Here is a 16,297-nt window from a genome sequence, read left to right on the forward strand (position 1 = left end):
GAAGCAGTTGAACACCTGGGTCAGTTTTCAGTCGGCAGAACAGCCTCTACTGGGTCAGTTTTCGGTCAGCGGCAACACATCACCATGAGCCTCGAACAGTTCAGCCGCCTGCTTTGCACATCCACCGATAACTTTGCCACGCTGCCTGCCGAGCTCTTGCTCGCCTCAGAAGGTAATCTGCAGACCTTTTATGCGCCGTTCGACCATGTCAATGCCGGTGCCCGCGTCGTGCTGTGCGGCATTACGCCGGGCTTGCAGCAGGCCAGCCGGGCCCTAGACGAAGCGCGCAAACAGTTGCGCGATGGCGCCTCCCTCGAGCACGCCAAGCAAGCCGCCAAGGACACGGCTAGTTTTTCCGGCCCCATGCGTAACAACCTGACCAGCCTGTTGGATCACATCGGACTGCATACACTACTGGACATCGATAGCTGTGCGCGGCTGTTCGATACGCACCGCCATCTGGTGCACTACACCTCGGCACTGCGCTATCCGGTCTTTCTCGATGGTAAGAATTACTCCGGAAGCCCCGCCATGCTCAGTCGTGCCAGTCTACGTCACCAGGTGGAAACCCATCTTGCGGAAGAGATCCAGATACTGGGCCCGCACTGCCTCTATGTCCCGCTCGGGCCGAAAGTCACGGAGGTTTTTCAGCACCTACAAGCCAAGAGCCTGTTGAAAGCCGAGCAACTCCTGGATGGATTACCGCACCCATCCGGGGCCAATGCGGAGCGCATCAGCTATTTCCTAGGTAGCAAGCCTCGGGAAAAACTGTCGAGCAAAACCAATGCGACGGTACTCGACGCCGCCAAGGACCGGCTCCTAGCCAAATTAACAACACTGCGCAGCGAAAGCCGTCTGGGGTAAAAATCACCAGGACACTCGCCGTTCATAGCACCGTGAGGAGTGCCCTGTTAGAGCATTGGTTGTAGTCAGCCGCCTGGGGTGGGGCGGAAGTACCCCCCCTCTCGTGCTGGGTTCGCCCAGCTTACTGCTCAGCAGTCCAGGCGGCCTGATATTCAGAACCGCCTTTTTTTAGAGTGTCGTCAAACATGGACGTTGCAGCTTAGCGAGGTACTGAGCCGTCGACTTGAAGCGTGGAGAATCAAAGACCGGCCACAGGAACCGACATACCTAGTTTTTTTATTTCAACAAGATCCGCTGCACTCAGATCGAACCACTCGCCTTCAAGCCGTTTGGCGTGATAGGCAATGTGAAAGTTTCGCTCAGCATACGTGTAGTCATCAAACCAGGCGTAGTGCTCAATGCTGATCTTGAATGGCAGTTTGACATCAAATAATCTTGTCCTGGATTTAAGATTGACAGTCTTCCCAATCTTGAATCCAAGCGGTGATCGAATCACATATACATACCCGCCAATCGGTGATGCCGAGTGCCTAAGACCTCGTGGAGCAGGGGGAGGTGGGGAAGGAAAGTCGAACCCATTGAGGTCGGGGAAGTATTCGGCGTAGAGGTCTTTAAGAGCGTAGCGCCTAACAACGTCTGGCGCAAAGGCGAACCAGCCTTTCTCTTTCTGCCAAAACTGCCGCCCACTAGAGTTCGGCCTCAGCATTAGATCTGCTTGGCGCCAATGGACTTTCGCCGTCGTACGATCCTGTGAGACTGATAGGACTGTGCCGAACGCCTCGACGTCCCCTACCTGTACTGAGATATTCCACCCCGCAAGAACTATGCAGTCCTTTGGCCCTATTTTATCGATCAAGCCAGGTAAATCGGATTCAACAATCGTATTGTGGTTGACCGCGGTGGCTAAGCGCTTTGGTGAACGAGCCCCATGAAAGACAGGACACCGTTTCCCCCTTACGATAAGGGATAGGCAAACGGTTATGTTTATGACTAACAGCAACGATAAGAGTGGGGAGCTTTTGGGCCAGGAGCGGCGGCGCCGCTGGAGCCCAGAGCAAAAGCTGGCCATGGTTCGCGAGAGCCTTGAGCCAGGGCAAAGTGTGTCGGTCGTCGCTCGGCGCAACGGCATCAATGCCAACCAGTTATTCCTGTGGCGCAAGCTGTATCAGGACGGCAGCCTGTCGGCGGTCAGCGCGGGCGAAGCCGTGGTGCCTGCCTCCGAGCTGAGCGATGCGCTCAAGCAGATCCGTGAACTGCAACGGATGCTGGGCAAGAAAACGATGGAAGCGGAGATCCTCAAAGAGGCCGTGGAGATCGCCCGGTCGCGAAAATGGATTGCGCACTCACCCTTGTTGCCGGGGGACGACCAGTGAAGCTGGTCAGTGAATGTCTCGGTGTGGCGCGCTCGCAATTAACGGTTCGAATCAAGCAATCGGTATCGCCCAAGACACGGCGAAGCAGGCCTGTGAACGACGCTGAGTTGGTGGCCGAAATCCAGCAACAGGTCAGCGAACTGCCCAGCTATGGCTACCGTCGAGTCTGGGGATTGCTGCGCCGCGCCCGTGAAACCCAGTTGCTACCTGCGATCAACGTGAAGCGGGTTTACCGGGTGATGCGTGATCACAACCTGCTACTTGAACGCCGGATCAAACAACCCGGCGTGCCGCGTCGGCACGAAGGCCGTATTGCCGTGAAAACCAGCGATACGCGTTGGTGCTCTGACGGCTTTGAGTTCCGTTGTGAGGACGGCGCCAAACTGAGCGTGACCTTCGCCCTGGACTGCTGTGATCGCGAAGCCATCGGCTGGGTCGCTAGCCCAACTGGGTACAGCGGCGATGATATCCGAGACTTGATGCTGGAAAGTGTAGAGAAGCGCTTCGGTGATCAACTGCCCGCCACGCCGGTGCAATGGCTAAGCGATAACGGCTCGGCCTACACCGCCGAACAGACGCGTCTGTTTGCTCGGCAGATCGGCTTGCAACCGGTGACCACACCGGCGCGTAGCCCGCAGAGTAATGGCATGGCAGAGAGCTTCGTGAAGACGATCAAGCGTGATTACGTGGCGCACATGCCCAAGCCGGATCGAGAAACGGCGCTGCGTAACTTGGCAATTGCCTTCGAGCATTACAACGAGCAGCATCCGCACAGCGCGTTGAACTATCGGTCGCCGAGAGAGTTCAGGCGCTTGGTGGCGGCATCAATTTAACGGGGAGTTGGTGTCCGGTTTGATAGGGGCAAGTCCATTTGGATCGAAACGGTAAAATTTCATTTTAGTGTCCTTGCCACGAAATTTCAGGATGCCAATCCTTAGGTTTGGATGGCTTAGCGTACGAAAATCTCCGATTTCTGCGTTCCCCCTATTAAGGAAGGCGATTAGCCATCTGCCAAGTGGAATCCAACTCTTTCATCGCTTTGTTCATTTGGAATCGGAGGCACTCATGCGCTGCGTGGACAAGCACTCTCTCCTCCCCAAAGCGTGCAGCAGCCGATGTAAGTGTTTTGCAGGGGCCATGTTGGGTATGACATCTCCAGATTTGACGGTGGACGTGCCAAGGCAGGGCGGCCTCAAGGACATAGGACGCCCTTAAATTACGTAAGTTACTTAACTTATGAAATCAAAGCGCTTCACATACCGAATAAGTTATGCAGGTTACGTAACTTATGCAGAGAATCGTGTATCGGCTGAAATAGCTCAGGTTGATGTTCAGAGCGCGTAGCACTGACAGCTGAATTTCCGGTGCTTATCCGGCGCGCTAATTCCTCTGCTGACATTGATGCGCAGCGTCCGCCAACGACCCGATTACAGTGACGATTCAGAAAGACGAACAGCACCGGGTCAAACACCGCGACTTTAATGTCTAGCTCGACGAGAGCAGCAAGGCCGTCGATGGATTTTTAAAAGTCCACTGCCTTGGGGTAGAGGTACACATTCAACGCTGGCATTGGGACGCATCATGCTGACGGGCTTCTGATGGAAATCGGGAACACAGCATCAGGCTTCGCGCGGTGGCGTTGAATGTGGGGTCTATGGAGCAGTTACTAATGAATCGCGTTGTACGGCCGTTACATTTCGGATGTCCAGAGGTTTACAGCGGGCAGGACAGGCGTGCTCGGCTGCCGATGCCTTGTGGTGATGTCGTGCTCACCGCTAGAAAGTTTTTACCTCCGCCGCACCAGGATCAAACCGGTCAGGGGATGATGGAGTGACTGCCAGCCTTAAGAGGTTGCATTCAAATACTAGGAGTTATGGGGTCGTTTGCGGGAGGGGGCGGAATCCTACGCTAAGGCTTTGGCCAGCGATATTCTCCGGTGAGATTGATGTGTTCCCATCCGAGCGGCGAAACATGGGCCAAGAGATCGGGCGATAGCAGCTTTCCATCGCGTTTCTGGTTTGCAACGACCTCGCCGAGCTTCATGGTGTTCCAGAAGATGATGATGGCGGCGAGCAGATTCATGCCGGCGATGCGGTAATGCTGGCCTTCGGCGGAACGGTCGCGGATTTCACCGCGGCGGTGGAAGCTGATTGCCCGCTTCAGCGCATGATGAGCTTCGCCTTTGTTGAGCCCGATCTGGGCACGCCGTTGGAGTTCGGCATCCAGAATCCAGTCGATCATGAACAGGGTGCGCTCGACGCGACCGACTTCCCGCAGGGCTGTCGCGAGCTCGTTCTGCCGCGGATAGGAGGCGAGTTTCCGCAGAATCTGGCTTGGCGCGACGGTCCCGGCAGCAATGGTGGCGGCGATGCGCAGGATGTCGGGCCAATTGCGCTCGATCATGGCTTGGTTGACCTTTCCGCCGATCAACGCTCGCAGGTGCGCCGGGGCGGCCGACGGATTGAACGCGTAGAGCCGTTTGGATGGCAGGTCGCGGATGCGCGGAGCGAACCGGTAGCCGAGAATGGCACATGCGGCAAAGACGTGATCGGTGAAGCCGCCCGTGTCGGTGAACTGCTCGCGGATATGGCGTCCAGCATCGTTCATCAGCAGGCCATCGAGGATGTAAGGCGCTTCGCTTGCCGTTGCAGGAATCACCTGGGTTGCGAACGGCGCATATTGGTCGGAGACGTGGCTATAGGCTTTCAGGCCCGGGGTATTGCCATATTTCGCGTTGACCAGGTTCATGGCCTCACCTTGCTCTGTAGCGACGAAGAACTGTCCGTCGCTCGAAGCCGACGTGCCCATGCCCCAGAACCGGGCCATGGGTAACGCTGCCTGTGCCTCGACCACCATGGCCAGCGCCCGGTCATAGGCTTCGCCCTCGACATGCCACCGTCCAATGCGGATCAATTCCCAGAAGGTGTGGGTGTTTGTCGCATCCGCCATTTTGCGCAAGCCGAGGTTGATCCCTTCCGCCAAGATAACGTTCATTAGCCCGATCCGGTCAGCGCAGGGTGCTCCTGTGCGCAGATGGGTGAACGCTTCGGTGAAGCCGGTCGCCGCATCCACCTCCAGCAGGAGATCGGTGATGCGCGTGGGCGGGATCTGCTTGTAGAGATCGAGCACCAGATCTTCGGCGCCTGTCGGCGCGGCGGCTTCGAGTTTCTCGATATGCAGAACGCCGTTTTCAATCGACCCGCCCGGGATCGTGCCTGCGCGAGCGGCACGGCCAAGCTCGCGCAACCGCATGTCGAGGCGAGCTTGCCGGTCTGCCAGCCATTCCTCCGGCCGCAATGGCACAGCGAGACGACCGCCTTCCGCGATGGATTGTGCCGGAACGAGTGCGTGTTTCAGATCGCCATAGCGCCGGGACCTAGTAAGCCAGACATCTCCGGAGCGGAACGCATCGCGCAGATGGAACAGCACCGCGATCTCCCATAGGCGAGCGTCGCCAGCCCTCTGGGCCCGAAGGTGGCGATGCCATTTCGAGCTGGGCCGCAAGAAGCTGGTCATCGCGGCATCGTTCAAACCGGTACGAAGGGCCGTCACCGCTTCCAGAAGCGGCAGTGCAACGGGCGCAGCTCGCAGATCGAGCAGGCGCAACATGCGTGGAGCGTATCGGCGGAAGCGGTGATAACCGTCGAGCACATGATTGAGCGGATCGTCGGCCATGGTGGCGGTCAGCCTGGTTGCCATTGCAACAAGGGTTTTTAAGCCGTCCCACCCTGACCCACTCGCGATGACATCGCCCAGCGGCTGGCCATCATCCTGTGCATCGACCAGGGCGCCCCCGATCTCGGCGAAGGATTTCAGGGTGTCACGCACCACCCCCGCTTCGTCTGCGACCTTTGCATGGCAAATACGCTCCGAAGCACGGTAGAGACGGCCGACGATCCGGTCGTGGGTTTCGACCACTGCGTCGGCCAACATCGCCTGCCATTCCGAGACGCAAACAGCCAAGATCGCAAGCCGCCTGTCCTCCGGGAGATCGCGCATGCCGTCGGCATAATACCGTTCACCCTGCCTGCGCAGACGAGTCACCCGATGGGCAGGAACGCCGGCAAGCAGATCCTCGGGGAGATCGATGCGTTGCAGATATTCGAGCCGGTCGAGCAGCCGGTTGGCCGACGAAGAGTTCGAGCCAGGCTCGAACTGGCGCAGCCACACAAAACGGGTCACCCGATCATCAGCCGTCTCCTCGAGCAATGCCAGCAACTGTTCTCGGATCGACATAGGCAGCCGACTGGCGATCCTCGTCTCGATGCGTCGCTCGGCATCGACGAGAGCCGCGGCACAAAGCCGCTCGATCGTGGATGTCGCGGGAAGGACAGTGCGGGTGCGTCGGCACTCGGCTACGAAGCGACGGGCGATATCCTCGTTCGACACCGCCATCTCGGCTTCTCGGAACAACCATTCCTTCAGCTCGCTCGCACCACGTCCGGAGAAGGTGCGGAAGCCGTAGAGCCCCCGTAACTCGGCAAGATGCTCGTGCCGTGTTTCCTCGCGGGCAGCATAGTCTACGAGATCGTCGGCACCCAGGCCAAGCTGCGCTCCGATAAATTCGATGACCTCTGCAGGGATCAGTTCGCCTGGAGCCAGCACCCGGCCGGGATAGCGCAGGACACACAATTGCAGGGCGAAGCCGAACCTGTTGTGAGCGCGCCGACGCAGCCTGATATGCCCAAGGTCTTCATCACTCAGCGTATAGTGCTTGAGCAAATCCGTCTGTGAAGTCGGCAAGCGCAACAGCGCGTCTTTCTGCCGATCGGTTAGAGTGACGCGACGCGGCATACATGTTCCTTTTTCAAAATCTGATAGCGTTCAAGACGCTTTGTTTATGAAGCTGGTTGAGATACATTTCCAGAGGTCAATGCAATCGTGGCCGAAGCGCCGCCTCAAACCAACGTTTGTGATACATGCTGATCGGATATGCCCGCGTCTCCAAAGCCGATGGCTCGCAGTCTCTCGACCTGCAGCACGACGCCTTGCGCGCCGCAGGTGTCGAACGGGACAATATCTATGATGATCTTGCTTCCGGCGGTCGTGATGATCGCCCTGGCTTGACTGCCTGCCTCAAGTCATTGCGTGACGGCGATGTGCTGGTGGTCTGGAAGCTCGATCGCCTCGGACGATCGCTTGCCCATCTGGTCAACACGGTGAAGGAGCTGTCAGACCGCAAGATCGGCCTGCGGGTTCTGACTGGAAAGGGCGCTCAGATCGACACCACGACTGCGTCCGGTCGCATGGTGTTCGGAATCTTCGCCACCTTGGCCGAGTTCGAGCGGGATCTGATCCGAGAGCGCACCATGGCGGGTCTCGCCTCCGCGAGAGCGCGCGGTCGCAAGGGCGGACGAAAATTCGCGCTCACCAAAGCTCAGGTGCGTCTCGCGCAAGCCGCCATGGCCCAGCGCGATACTTCAGTTTCCGATCTCTGCAAGGAACTCGGCATCGAGCGCGTCACTCTCTACCGATATGTCGGTCCCAAAGGCGAGCTCAGAGACCATGGAAAGCATGTTCTCGGACTTACGTAGCAACTCGTTTCTTTTCGCAGGTTGAGCCACCTCCGCGCTTCATCAGAAAACTGAAGGAACCTCCATTGAATCGAACTAATATTTTTTTTGGTGAATCGCATTCTGACTGGTTGCCTGTCAGAGGCGGAGAATCTGGTGATTTTGTTTTTCGACGTGGTGACGGGCATGCCTTCGCGAAAATCGCACCTGCTTCCCGCCGCGGTGAGCTCGCTGGAGAGCGTGACCGCCTCATTTGGCTCAAAGGTCGAGGTGTGGCTTGCCCCGAGGTGATCAACTGGCAGGAGGAACAGGAGGGTGCATGCTTGGTGATAACGGCAATTCCGGGAGTACCGGCGGCTGATCTGTCTGGAGCGGATTTGCTCAAAGCGTGGCCGTCAATGGGGCAGCAACTTGGCGCTGTTCACAGCCTATCGGTTGATCAATGTCCGTTTGAGCGCAGGCTGTCGCGAATGTTCGGACGCGCCGTTGATGTGGTGTCCCGCAATGCCGTCAATCCCGACTTCTTACCGGACGAGGACAAGAGTACGCCGCAGCTCGATCTTTTGGCTCGTGTCGAACGAGAGCTACCGGTGCGGCTCGACCAAGAGCGCACCGATATGGTTGTTTGCCATGGTGATCCCTGCATGCCGAACTTCATGGTGGACCCTAAAACTCTTCAATGCACGGGTCTGATCGACCTTGGGCGGCTCGGAACAGCAGATCGCTATGCCGATTTGGCACTCATGATTGCTAACGCCGAAGAGAACTGGGCAGCGCCAGATGAAGCAGAGCGCGCCTTCGCTGTCCTATTCAATGTATTGGGGATCGAAGCCCCCGACCGCGAACGCCTTGCCTTCTATCTGCGATTGGACCCTCTGACTTGGGGTTGATGTTCATGCCGCCTGTTTTTCCTGCTCATTGGCACGTTTCGCAACCTGTTCTCATTGCGGACACCTTTTCCAGCCTCGTTTGGAAAGTTTCATTGCCAGACGGGACTCCTGCAATCGTCAAGGGATTGAAACCTATAGAAGACATTGCTGATGAACTGCGCGGGGCCGACTATCTGGTATGGCGCAATGGGAGGGGAGCAGTCCGGTTGCTCGGTCGTGAGAACAATCTGATGTTGCTCGAATATGCCGGGGAGCGAATGCTCTCTCACATCGTTGCCGAGCACGGCGACTACCAGGCGACCGAAATTGCAGCGGAACTAATGGCGAAGCTGTATGCCGCATCTGAGGAACCCCTGCCTTCTGCCCTTCTCCCGATCCGGGATCGCTTTGCAGCTTTGTTTCAGCGGGCGCGCGATGATCAAAACGCAGGTTGTCAAACTGACTACGTCCACGCGGCGATTATAGCCGATCAAATGATGAGCAATGCCTCGGAACTGCGTGGGCTACATGGCGATCTGCATCATGAAAACATCATGTTCTCCAGTCGCGGCTGGCTGGTGATAGATCCCGTCGGTCTGGTCGGTGAAGTGGGCTTTGGCGCCGCCAATATGTTCTACGATCCGGCTGACAGAGACGACCTTTGTCTCGATCCTAGACGCATTGCACAGATGGCGGACGCATTCTCTCGTGCGCTGGACGTCGATCCGCGTCGCCTGCTCGACCAGGCGTACGCTTATGGGTGCCTTTCCGCAGCTTGGAACGCGGATGGAGAAGAGGAGCAACGCGATCTAGCTATCGCGGCCGCGATCAAGCAGGTGCGACAGACGTCATACTAGATATCAAGCGACTTCTCCTATCCCCTGGGAACACATCAATCTTACCGGAGAATATCGTTGGCCAAAGCCTTAGCGTAGGATTTCGCCCTCTCCCGCAAACGACCCCGTTATGCCTTGATCCGAAAGCTCACCTTGGTCGCGGCCCTTGCGACTTTGCTCCCCAGTACCGTATTCGCCGTTGAAAATCTTGTCCTTTATGACGTGAAGCTCGGGATGAGCCTTGAAGAGGTGAACCAACATTTGCAGGACTACTGCACCCGTAACTGCAAGAGCTACGGCTCCAACGGTCCGGCCGGTATTTTCGATATGACCGTATTCCTTCGGTACCAGACTGAGTATTTCGACAATACTCACCGTTCTGAGGTCAATCGCCGCATGCCTTTCGAGTCTGTGACCTATACATTCGGGCCTGACCGCAAGGTTATCGCCATGCAGAGCGAGTTCTACGGACCCGCTGCAAAGGGCAAGGATAAATTCGACAAAATGGCAGGTCTATATAAAGGCGATTTGAGAGAGTTCACCGAACAGAGAGAGAAGCAGGCGCTGGTCACCGCAAAGGCAGACATGTCCACAACACATACGGTTACGTGGTTTGAGCCAGGCGTGACGGGGAAGAAATTTCAGGTGGCTTCATGGGTGAATCCATCGGATCTAACAACTGTCAGGATGAACTACACCGACTTTGATGCGATGCGAAAGCTTGAGGACGCCAAACCGAACGATTTCGTGGCCTTTCGGGGTAGGGCAGCGGTTGGCATAACTCCACGTCACCCAAGCTCATATGAAGCGGCCAACGCACTGAAGTTCAAACCTATCACAAGCGAAGTCAGCACGAAATTGGTTGCCGGCAGCGATACGATCGAGATTATCCCCGAGATCCTTGATGGAGGACAGAATCCCCCCAGCAAGCTCGTGGTGAACGGCAAAGTGGTTGGCACGAGCGGACTTCTCTCCGATGGAGTTTCGTATGAAGGTGTCCAAAAACTCGGGCACGGGCTTTACAGAGTAGCTGCTGCTTGGGATGGCAACAGTTGCGGCGCGCAGCAAGAAATGATCCTGCGCGTCATCCATGGCAAAGCATACCTGTCAGAGTCGTTTGGTCGGTGTGATGCGACCGTTACAGAAAACGATGGTACGGTCTACTTCAGCTTTGCGGAAACAGAGGATGAGCCTCAGTCGACTGTAGCGTTTGATTGAGATTGATGACCGGTTGAATTCCTAGAGGTTGAGCATCGGTATCGGTATCGGTATCGGCAAGTGAAGTGCTGTGATGGGGAGTTGTCGTTGGGTTTGTCCGCATGGTCCTAATCAGGACCATGCGTCAACTTAGGATGACGGCATGGGTTCCGGCTCGCATTCCCTAGCAGCTAATGTGAGCCGGAGGCTCCGTCAGTCGCAGTTAATCTGAGCCGAAAAACGCGCTGATTACGAGCACGGCCGTTTTCGATTGCAAGCCGTTACACCTATAGCCGTTAGGCTAGGAGCACATCAGCCTGACTGTTGGTTATGCAACTTACATAAGTTATTTCTGCAAAACGTCCTTCAAGAGCCTGGACACTTCTTCGTCGCCTTGCGCAGCTAGGAATGCGATAGCCGCTCGAATCACATCAGACTTGGTAGCACGAAAGCCATAAGGAACCAGGCTGAGCCGGTTAATTTCTCGGTCAAGCTCGTCGGTCAGTGAAAAGGTGACTCGTTTAAATACTTTCGATGGTGCAGGCTTCGCAGCCACTACTCCGTTCTTACCATCAATTTTTGCGGCGTTTATGAACTCGTCTGCTGCCGGTGATGTGGCGGCTAGGTTTGCTGTACCTTTACGCAGATTACCGACACCCATTATCTATCCCCCCAGAGCTCTTTGGCGATCATTTCGATCTCCTCGATCGCTCGCAAATCGGTTCCAACTTCGAGTACAGATGAACCATTCTCGTCGGCATCGTCATAAACGTTACGTGCTGTCGTGAATACTTGGAGTGGTTCAAGCCCGTAGCTTGTACATGCTTCTTTCGAGTCCAGAATGCGTTGGATCTGGCTGGGCAGTGCCGGAGCCTGGGTTACGATCGCACGCGCTACTAGCTTAGGATTCACACTTTTGGCTAGCGTAATTAACTCTTCCACATGTGCAAGGGTCTTCAGATCGCGTCGTTTTGGCCGAAATGGAAGGAGTGCATGCGTGGCAACGGTAAGTGCAGAGCGCAAGGCTACCGAGTCAGCACCGCCGGCATCAACTACGATGGCCTCATACCGTTTAACTCGATCAAGAAGCGTCTTTCGAATATCACCATGAGCTGACTCAACCTGCAGATCAGGAAGGTTTGGGTTCTGCTCGCGTTCACGAGCCCAGTCAACCGACGTTCCCTGTGGATCCGCATCCAGCAACAAAACGTCATTTCCTTCCCGCTGCAACCACACTGCTAGGTTCTGCGCGATGCAGCTTTTTCCGCTGCCGCCCTTCTCGCCACCGAGCACAAGGATCATTGGTGTAACCCTCATCAGTTATTGAAGTTATTGCACTTATGTAATTTATGCGGGTAATTTATGCAACCCGAACAACTTATGCAAGTTAAATAACAGGTGTAAGCTTCTCGCTTATTGTGCCTATGGATCGGAAAGGGGAGCGTTTGTTCTGATGAAGATCTGTACTGATGTTATGACCCACGACCACATTTGATTCATCCTTTACCCTCCTTCAGAGAACTGACGCTGACGTCTGTGATTGCTCTTCTGTGAAAAATCCTTCAGAGGCTTTGTTATCCAGAATTTCCTCTTTCTTGTGGTTTGGTGGATTTTTGAGTTAAGCGTAGAGCTGTCAAGCTGCCGCGCCCCCGGCTCGTCGGGACAGTTTCATCGTCCCGTCGAACGGAGGCACGGGCGAAGCGTACGGCTTGATAGATCGTAGCGACCCAAGTCTTAGCGACAGGAGGTTGGGACAAGCTTTTCGTCCCAGCCTCCCGAGCACTCGGCGACCCGAGGCTCCCCTCGCGTGCGAGGGGCGGGGGGGAGTAGCTTTTTGAATTCGGGTGCAGGGGCGGTTCGCCCCTGCCGGGGTGCGGGCGAGCAGCCCGCGTAATCGCGCCGTGGCATAGCCACGAAGTGCGCGAGGCATCCATGCTTCGATGTTGCGTTATGAAGATGATATTTCGTGTTGTACGGTTCGGGGGGCCGCCGGGTCGGGCGTAGCCCGGGCGGGCTTGAGCCGGCGGGGGGCAGAGCCCCCTAGGAGGCGGCGGCGCTTTGCGCACAATGCGCAGCGCCGGTTTAAATATCTGTTTAAGAACTGTTTAAGCCATTTTGAATCGGCTGTAAGCCTTAGCCCACGCGGGCTCCAGAAAAAGCGATTCTCAGCTATGCCAATTGTTTTCTCAGCTATGCCAATTGTTTTCTCAGCAGTGCCAATTGCTCAACGGAAAAACTCTCAGCTATGCCAACGCCTGTGAATAACTAGCTTGCTGTTGTTTCTGGCCGCCACCACCGTGCACGAATGATCGACTTCCCTTCTTCCGAACGCTCGGTATAGATCTCTGGCTTTTCGATGATATGCCCCTTCTCCAGCTCGGTGAGGGCCTTTCTGAGGCCTTTCCCGGTTGCCAGGAACGATTTAAGTGTTCGGTACTTACTCGGTCCGCGTAGCGTCTCAACATCAACGTGGTGCCATCCAGGAGACTGTTCTACAGCGTATGCCTGCAACCACCGGCCAAAATCGCTTGCTCTCCACCAACGCACCATTTTTTCGTTCCGTCCTGCCGCGCTCCTTGCAACGTAAAATTCGTACTCCTCGATGATGCCGGCAGACTCCATCTCATTCAGCGCTTTGGGTAAACCGCGTCCTTTAGACATGAAGTTACGCATCTCACCGCCGCCGCTCCATACACGCAAATTTTCGACGGTAACGTGATGCCAGTCGCCAATGCGATGGCTGCTAGCATAGTTTTGCAACCATTTCGCCAAAGGGGCTTTGAGCTCAAGTCGGGCTTGAAAATCAATGTGAGCTAGCTCGTGCTTACCAAAGAACTGGACGATCTCAGGATCCAGAGCAAGCCAGAACTCTTCGTTCTTCCGTTTCCAGCTCAATTCTGAGATCAACCTGAACATTTTACCGTCGCCATCCGAGTTCTCGATAAAAAGGCTGGCAGAGGCGATACGTTGCAGGCTGTCTTTCAACCACTTGTAGCTTGTTGTACCGGGGGATCTGCCAATGGCCTGGAGAAACTGGCTGCGCACAAAGTGAATCTGTTCCCCTGCTTTACGGCCCTGAGCGAGGCGGAGCGCATGCAGGAAAACATCGTTATCAGCCATATCCAGCTGCTCACCCGTATAGAGCAACACGAGGTCATCACGACTGGCCAGGCGGGTTTTTACGTACTTTGCACGTTTCCCTGCAGAAATCGACATAAACAGGCTAGATCGCGTCCATTTATGCGGCATGGCCGACTTTTCGCCCGGGAAGAGCGGGAGTTGCAAGGCAATCTGAGGAGGCGTGGAGTCGAGCTCTTGCTCGGCCTGAAGCACTAGAGCAAGATCCTGTTGCTGTGCTTTATTGGTTTTCTGTTTACTGGTGTTCTTTTTGGCGATCGCGGCTGCACGTACTGCCGCGCCGCCTCTTTTCATTGCAATATCATCGCTCATCTGTGAACCTCAGTTTCACTCATGCGCAAGGGCCTACTGAGCCGCAATCTCAGCAGATTTGCCTATAATTCTTTGGGCTCAACGTCCACGCCGCCCGATTCCAATAAGCGCAATCCGGCAACAATGAAAGCCGCCTCAATTGCGTCGAGCGTCACTCGGCGAGGTGAGCTTTTCCCAGCCTCAAAATCACTAATTGCCCGTTTCGATGCACCTGACGCGTCAGCCAAGTCGGTCTGAGTCCAGTTCAACAGCATTCGAGCTGCTGCACATTGACGTGCAGTAATAGGGGATGGCTCAGCCATTATCAACCTCAAGTGTGTATTTAATAGCGCTTCCGCACTTTAAAACACGTTTATATTCTCAGCTATGCCAATGAACGTCAATCGACTCATACTGAAAGGCGTAAGTGAGTATTTAAGTGCAGAAGCGCGTAAAAAGTGCGGAAAACTGGAGGGGATAGGCGGAGGAATAGGGAGAAAACTCTCAGCTATGCCAAACAAATTGCAAAAAAACATCTCAACTAAGCCTTACAACTCTCAGCAACGCCAAGATAAACCCTCAACCCGGGCCCGGTTTTAGCCATTAGGGGAGAAGGGCATGCGGTTGCAGCATGTTTTCACAGTGAAACATCAGTGCGCGGGACCAATATCTCAGGCTTACGGCTGGGGAGTACCCAGTGCCAGGTGACCGGTTGCCATTGAGCGTTTCACCGTGAAACGTTGGATCACTGCCGGGAGCATTTCACCGTGAAACGCTGGCTCACCGCTGGGAGCATTTCACCGTGAAACGCTGGCTCACCGCTGGGAGCATTTCACCGTGAAACGTTGGCTCACTGCCGGGAGCGTTTCACCGTGAAACGCTGGCTCACCGCTGGGAGCATTTCACCGTGAAACGTTGGCTCACCGCTGGGAGCATTTCACCGTGAAACGTTGGCTCACTGCCGGGAGCGTTTCACCGTGAAACGTTGGATCACTGCCGGGAGCATTTCACCGTGAAACGTTGGCTCACCGCCGGGAGCATTTCACCGTGAAACGTTGGCTCACCGCCGGGAGCATTTCACCGTGAAACGTTGGCTCACCGCCGGTGAGCATTTCACCGTGAAACGCTGGCTCGCCGCTGGGAGCATTTCACCGTGAAACGTTGAATCACCGCCGGTGAGCATTTCACCGTGAAACGTTGGCTCACTGCCGGTGAGCATTTCACCGTGAAACGTTGGCTCACTGCCGGTGAGCATTTCACCGTGAAACGCTGGCTCACCGCTGGGAGCATTTCACCGTGAAACGTTGGCTCACTGCCGGGAGCGTTTCACCGTGAAACGCTGGCTCACCGCTGGGAGCATTTCACCGTGAAACGTTGGATCACCGCCGGTGAGCATTTCACCGTGAAACATTAGTGCAGGACCATATCTCAGGCTGGTTGCACAGGCCGCTGTGGATTTTACCCTTCAATCAGTGCTGTCTCCCGCTTATGGGATGAGAATTTTCACTGTGAAAACGACGGCTGCAGAGTTGGTGGCTGATTCAGGGCGGATAGTCGCTTAACTAGTGTGCAGTGTGCAGTGTGCAGTGTGCCCTGCCTCCACCTGAAAACCTCGTGATAATCGCACATATTCACGAATTTTATGTGGCGTATTCTCTTGCCTCCAGCGCCACAGGGTTGACACCGGGTAGGCAAAAGCGTGGGAGCCTTGCTCAGTCCGGCCTGCTCACCTGGCAGTAGTGGGACGGGGATCTGCATCGATCGTCCGGCGAAGTCGCCTAGGCGAGTGTCATTGTGCCGCCACGCGTCCACGGCCGGATCTGGTTACCGCTCTTCGATCCATTCGCAGACGAGTAAAACGAGCAACCGCTTGAATCGAAGAAGAGGAATAAGAGAGCGAGGAGGAAGGGTCTTAATCCCCTATGACGCAAGGTTGTCGCTATAACCGTTTCACCGTGAAACGCTGGATCATCGCCCGAAGCGTTTCACTGTGAAACGTCGGATCACGGCCGGGAGCGTTTCACCGTGAAACGTTGGATCACACGGGACCGACTTAATCCCCTACATCACGGAAAAGTGATGAAATGTGCCATCGTTAGTGAATCGCTGCGCTTCCCGGGAAGAAGCGCAGATCAGCATCAGGGAACGCCCGTAAGCTTCGAACTCAGCCTCGCTTCACAGGGGCAGGGCGGACGATGCGCTTGATTCGCCGCGCA

At 55.8% G+C, this 16,297-nt stretch carries 12 protein-coding genes; 6 read left to right on the forward strand and 6 right to left on the reverse strand.

Features of this window, described 5'->3' with window-relative positions; translation table 11 throughout:
- On the forward strand, positions 1 to 864 hold an 864-nt coding region (locus CYD26_RS23970), incomplete at its 5' end, for a hypothetical protein (protein ID WP_371917264.1).
- Between the two features lie 238 nt (positions 865 to 1,102).
- On the opposite strand, the gene CYD26_RS25645 is transcribed toward CYD26_RS23970, so the two are convergent.
- Positions 1,103 to 1,570 (reverse strand): GIY-YIG nuclease family protein, encoded by a 468-nt coding sequence (locus tag CYD26_RS25645; RefSeq protein ID WP_256588072.1) that lies wholly within the window; start codon positions 1,568 to 1,570, stop codon positions 1,103 to 1,105.
- 280 nt (positions 1,571 to 1,850) lie between these two features.
- Here CYD26_RS25645 and CYD26_RS23980 point away from each other — a divergent pair.
- Positions 1,851 to 3,070 (forward strand): IS3 family transposase gene (locus CYD26_RS23980; RefSeq protein WP_371917265.1). Its coding sequence is split into 2 segments (ribosomal slippage): positions 1,851 to 2,196 and positions 2,196 to 3,070, totalling 1,221 coding nucleotides; the frame shifts between segments, so codons are not numbered across the junction.
- Between the two features lie 1,075 nt (positions 3,071 to 4,145).
- Here CYD26_RS23980 and CYD26_RS23990 read toward each other — a convergent pair.
- Positions 4,146 to 7,031 carry a Tn3 family transposase gene (locus CYD26_RS23990; RefSeq protein WP_001138082.1) on the reverse strand — a complete coding sequence of 962 codons (2,886 nt, stop codon included), beginning with the start codon at positions 7,029 to 7,031 and terminating at the stop codon, positions 4,146 to 4,148.
- A gap of 125 nt (positions 7,032 to 7,156) precedes the next feature.
- On the opposite strand from CYD26_RS23990, the gene CYD26_RS23995 reads away from it, so the two are divergent.
- From CYD26_RS23995 to CYD26_RS24010, 4 genes are all read left to right on the forward strand, one after another.
- Positions 7,157 to 7,771 carry a recombinase family protein gene (locus CYD26_RS23995; protein WP_000904906.1) on the forward strand — a complete coding sequence of 205 codons (615 nt, stop codon included), beginning with the start codon at positions 7,157 to 7,159 and terminating at the stop codon, positions 7,769 to 7,771.
- 65 nt (positions 7,772 to 7,836) lie between these two features.
- Positions 7,837 to 8,640, forward strand: a complete 804-nt coding sequence (aph(3'')-Ib, locus tag CYD26_RS24000) for an aminoglycoside O-phosphotransferase APH(3'')-Ib (protein ID WP_001082319.1) — start codon at positions 7,837 to 7,839, stop codon at positions 8,638 to 8,640.
- Entirely contained in the window at positions 8,640 to 9,476 is an 837-nt protein-coding gene (locus tag CYD26_RS24005) for an aminoglycoside O-phosphotransferase APH(6)-Id (protein ID WP_000480968.1), read from the forward strand. Before aph(3'')-Ib ends, CYD26_RS24005 begins: the two co-directional genes overlap by 1 nt.
- 114 nt (positions 9,477 to 9,590) lie before the next feature.
- A complete protein-coding gene (locus tag CYD26_RS24010; RefSeq protein ID WP_178081734.1) occupies positions 9,591 to 10,673 on the forward strand; it encodes a hypothetical protein in 1,083 nt (360 codons plus the stop codon).
- A 325-nt stretch (positions 10,674 to 10,998) separates the two neighbouring features.
- Here CYD26_RS24010 and CYD26_RS24015 read toward each other — a convergent pair whose 3' ends face one another.
- The 4 genes from CYD26_RS24015 to CYD26_RS26060 all read right to left on the reverse strand — a co-directional run bounded on the left by CYD26_RS24015 (position 10,999) and on the right by CYD26_RS26060 (position 14,404).
- A complete protein-coding gene (locus CYD26_RS24015; protein ID WP_102053839.1) occupies positions 10,999 to 11,313 on the reverse strand; it encodes a hypothetical protein in 315 nt (104 codons plus the stop codon).
- Complete coding sequence (locus CYD26_RS24020; protein ID WP_102053840.1) at positions 11,313 to 11,954, reverse strand: AAA family ATPase; 642 nt, start codon at positions 11,952 to 11,954, stop codon at positions 11,313 to 11,315. The genes CYD26_RS24015 and CYD26_RS24020 overlap by 1 nt, the downstream gene beginning before the upstream one ends.
- A gap of 963 nt (positions 11,955 to 12,917) precedes the next feature.
- On the reverse strand, positions 12,918 to 14,102 hold the full coding sequence (gene trfA / locus CYD26_RS24025) for a plasmid replication initiator TrfA (RefSeq protein ID WP_102053841.1): 1,185 nt from the start codon (positions 14,100 to 14,102) through the stop codon (positions 12,918 to 12,920).
- A 62-nt stretch (positions 14,103 to 14,164) separates the two neighbouring features.
- Complete coding sequence (locus CYD26_RS26060; protein WP_102053842.1) at positions 14,165 to 14,404, reverse strand: helix-turn-helix transcriptional regulator; 240 nt, start codon at positions 14,402 to 14,404, stop codon at positions 14,165 to 14,167.
- Between the last annotated feature and the right edge of the window lie 1,893 nt (positions 14,405 to 16,297).

It is taken from the genome of Pseudomonas sp. FFUP_PS_473 (assembly GCF_002858665.1).
GTDB lineage: Bacteria > Pseudomonadota > Gammaproteobacteria > Pseudomonadales > Pseudomonadaceae > Aquipseudomonas > Aquipseudomonas defluvii.